Raw genomic sequence first — 3,616 nt, forward strand, 5'->3', positions numbered from 1 at the left:
CGCCGAGACTGCGGCGAGCGCCACCCGCGCGCCGTCCGGCGTCACGACGGGCTCCACAGAGCGGTCGACCGCGAGGTGCTCGGTGTCGAGCCCGTCCGGCAGGTCCACCGACTCGATCGCCAGCACGAACGGCCCGCGCTCGAGAGCGACCTGGCCTCGAACGGCGTCGATCCGCGGATGGGGTGTCACGAATCGCGCGGTCATCGGGAGCGAGAGGCGCACGGTGTCCCCGGCGCGGAACGCCCGGCGCACGGTCACCGTCTCGCGCGACGCCGCGACCGGCGCCCCGTCGAGCAACGCCGAGCCGCGCGCCCACGGCGGGATGCGGAGCGTGAGTGCGAATTCGGCGTCCTCCTCGATCCGCACGGCGATCTCGCCGTCGGCCTGGTACTCGGTCTCGACCTGCAACGCGATGCCGTCGGTCTCGACGCGGTAGGCCCCGTACTGGTGCAGCTGCACGCCCTCGTCGTCCGCGGTCGCGAAGCCCAGCTCGACGCTCGCCAGGGTGCGCGCGGTGTTCGTCGGGCAGCACGAGACCCAGAACCAGGGCGCCCGCAGGCTCGACTGCGCCCGGTCGGTCTCGACCGACTCGTCGGGCTCCACTCCGTCGGCCCGCTGCTGCAGTGTGTTCGTGTAGAAGAAGGCGCGTCCGTCGGCGCGGATCGCGGGCAGGACGGCGTTCAGCAGCGTCCGCTCGATCAGATCGGCATGGGCCGTCTCCCCCGAGCGCAGCAGCAGGCGCCAGCTGAGCATGTCGGACGCGATGGCGGCGCAGGTCTCGGCGTAGGCGCGGTCCGGCGGCAGCTCGTAGTCGGCGCCGAACGCCTCGTCCTGGTGGTGCGAGCCCATCCCGCCGGTGATGTACGTGCGGCGCGCCACGGTGCTCGACCACTGGTGGCGCACCGCCTCCTCGAGCTCGGCGTCGTCGGTCTCGACCGCCACGTCGAGCGCTCCGGAGGCGAGGTAGAGCGCGCGGACCGCGTGCCCGCGCAGCACGTCCGCCTCGCGGACGGGGATGTCGTCCTGGAAGTACTCCGCGCCGAACTGCACGGGTCCGAGAGTCCCGGTCCCCCGCCGCTCGACGAAGAGGCGGGCGAGCTCGAGCCAGCGGCCCTCCCCGGTCGCCCGGGCGAACTCGGCGAGCGCCGGTTCGATCTCCGGATGTCCGCAGACCGCGACGCGTCCGTCCGGACCGAACTCCCGCCAGACGTGCTCCGCCAGCCGACGCGCCACCGCGGGCAGCAGATCGTCGTGCCCCGTGCGCAGCCGCGCCACCGCCGCCTGGATCAGGTGCCCGAACGAGTACAGCTCGTGCCCCCACTCCAGGTTCGAGTACCGAGCCGGCTGTCCCGGGCGGCCGAAGCTCGTGTGCAGGTAGCCGTCCTCCTCCTGCGCCGCGGCGACCCGCGCCACGAGGGCGTCGTAGGAGGAGGCGAGCTCCGCGTCGTCCGAGCGGCCCAGCTCCCAGGCCATCGCCTCGAGCAGCTTGTAGACCTCCGAGTCGACGAACTCGATGCCCGCGTGGCGGTTCCCGGAGGCGTCCGAGATCGTGCCGTCGGCCGCGCGGTCGAAGTTGCCGGCCCAGCCCACGCGCTCGATCCACGAGAGGCAGTGGCCGATCACGGCCTGCGCACCGAGGTCCTGGTACCGCTTCCAGAACCCGCCGGTCAGGCGGATCTCGTGCTGCCCGAGTGGGCGGAGCCGTCCCGAGCTCGGCGCCACCGGGCCGCCGAGAGCGGAGGCGGTGGCGAGAGCGGGGGACGGAGTGGGGGACGTCGTGGTCACGGAGTTCTCCTAGGTGGAACGGTCAGTCCTTGACGGCGCCGGCGGTGACTCCTGCGGAGACGTAGCGCTGGGCGACGACGAGGAGCACGGCGGCGGGGAGGGAGGCGACGACGGCGGTCGCCATGATCGAGTTCCACTCCTGGTTGTTGTTGCCGATGTAGCGGTAGATGCCGAGCGTGATCGGCTGCAGGTCCCCTCCGCTGTCGAGCGTCGACGCGAAGACGAAGTCGGACCACGCCCAGAGGAAGGCGAAGAGCGAGACCGTGACGACGGAGTTGCGGCTGATCGGCATGATCACCGATGTGAAGGTGCGCCAGGCGCTCGCGCCGTCCATCCGGGCCGCCTGCGTCAGCTCGTCCGGGATCCCCGACATGAACGCGGTGAAGATCAGCACGCCGAACGGCACGGCGATCGTGGAGTCGGCCACGATCAGCCCGGCCACCGAGTTCAGGAGCCCCAGGTTGAGGTAGATCGCGTAGAACCCCATCGCCATGATGATCGCCGGGATCATCTGCGCGATCAGGAGCACGAACGAGAGCCCGTTCCCTCCGCGAGGCCGCAGCTTGGCCAGCGAGTACGCGGCCGGAGCGGCGATCGCGACGGTGAGCACGACCGTCCCGAGCCCCACGATCAGGCTGGTGCCGAGGAAGGGCAGCTGCTCGCGCAGCACTGCCTCGTAACCGGTGAAGGTGGGCGAGAACGGGAACCAGTCCGGCGGATCCTTGCGCATCGAGCCGGTCGGGGTGAGCGAGACGTTCACCATCCAGTAGACGGGGAACAGCATGATCCCCGTGAGCACCAGGCCGACCGCGGTGAGCCACCAGGGCCTGCGCGCGGTCACGACTGCGCCTGCTTCCGCTGCACGCGGATGTAGACGACGCCGAAGACGAGAGCCAGGAGGATCAGCAGATTGCCGACCGCCGCCGCGGGTCCGAAGTCGGGCAGCATCGAGCCGAAGCCGAGCTGGTAGGTCCAGGTCGCGAGGGTGGTGGACGAGTCGGCGGGGCCGCCCTTCGTCATGATCCAGATGATGTCGAACACCTTCAGCGTGTAGACGAGGCCGAGCAGGATCGTGATCGCCGAGACCGGCCGCAGCAGCGGCAGCGTGATGCGCCAGAAGGTCTGGAACCCGTTCGCGCCGTCGAGCGAGGCCGCCTCGTAGAGGTCCTGCGAGATGTTCTGCAGACCGGAGTAGAGGATCACGAGGTTGAACGGGATCCCGATCCAGATGTTGGCGATAAGGACCGCGATCAGCGAGGTCGACGGCGACGTGAGCCAGTTGATCTGCCCGATGCCGAACGACTCCAGGAACGCGTTGACGATGCCCGACTCGCTGTTGAGCATCCACGACCAGGTCGACGCCGACACGATCAGCGGCAGCAGCCACGGCACCAGGAACAGCGCCCGCAGCGTCGCCGAGAGCGGGAACGTCCGGTAGAAGAAGACCGCCAGCGCGAGCCCGATCGAGAACTGGAAGGCGATCGAGACGACGGTGAACACCGCGGTGTGCAGCAGTGCCGGACCGAAGGTCGCGTCCTGGAAGACGCGGACGTAGTTGTCGAACCCGATGAACGCCGCGTCGCCCTGCACGAACGAGCGGACGGTGTAGTCCTTCAGGCTCAGCTCGAGGTTGCGGTAGAGCGGGAGGGCGTAGAAGACGAGCAGGTAGGCGACGAGCGGAGCGAGGAACGCCCATGCGATCAGCTGGCTCCCGTCCAGGCGCGCTCGGCGCCGGCGGGGGGCGACGGCCGCGGGGGCGGAGTCCCTCCGCTCGCCGCCGCGCTGCAGCAGCCGGGCGGTCTCGGTGGTGGTGGTCATGATTCCCTCTTCC

General features: G+C 70.2%; 3 protein-coding genes. All 3 read right to left on the reverse strand.

Annotated elements, in window-relative coordinates:
• Window positions 1–1,785, reverse strand: a 1,785-nt coding sequence (locus tag NB037_RS18880) for a glycoside hydrolase family 127 protein (protein ID WP_251948503.1), incomplete at its 3' end; no start/stop codon positions are given.
• Window positions 1,786–1,807: 22 nt separating this feature from the next.
• Window positions 1,808–2,626, reverse strand: a complete 819-nt coding sequence (locus tag NB037_RS18885) for a carbohydrate ABC transporter permease (RefSeq protein WP_251948505.1) — start codon at window positions 2,624–2,626, stop codon at window positions 1,808–1,810.
• Complete coding sequence (locus NB037_RS18890; protein ID WP_251948508.1) at window positions 2,623–3,603, reverse strand: carbohydrate ABC transporter permease; 981 nt, start codon at window positions 3,601–3,603, stop codon at window positions 2,623–2,625. The genes NB037_RS18885 and NB037_RS18890 overlap by 4 nt, the downstream gene beginning before the upstream one ends.
• Between the last annotated feature and the right edge of the window lie 13 nt (window positions 3,604–3,616).

The organism is Rathayibacter rubneri (genome assembly GCF_023743255.1).
GTDB classification, from domain to species: domain Bacteria; phylum Actinomycetota; class Actinomycetes; order Actinomycetales; family Microbacteriaceae; genus Rathayibacter; species Rathayibacter rubneri.

Coding starts and splice junctions, on each gene's coding strand:
- NB037_RS18890 (WP_251948508.1), bottom strand. CDS start 3,603: ATGACCACCACCACCGAGACCGCCCGGCTGCTGCAGCGCGGCGGCGAG.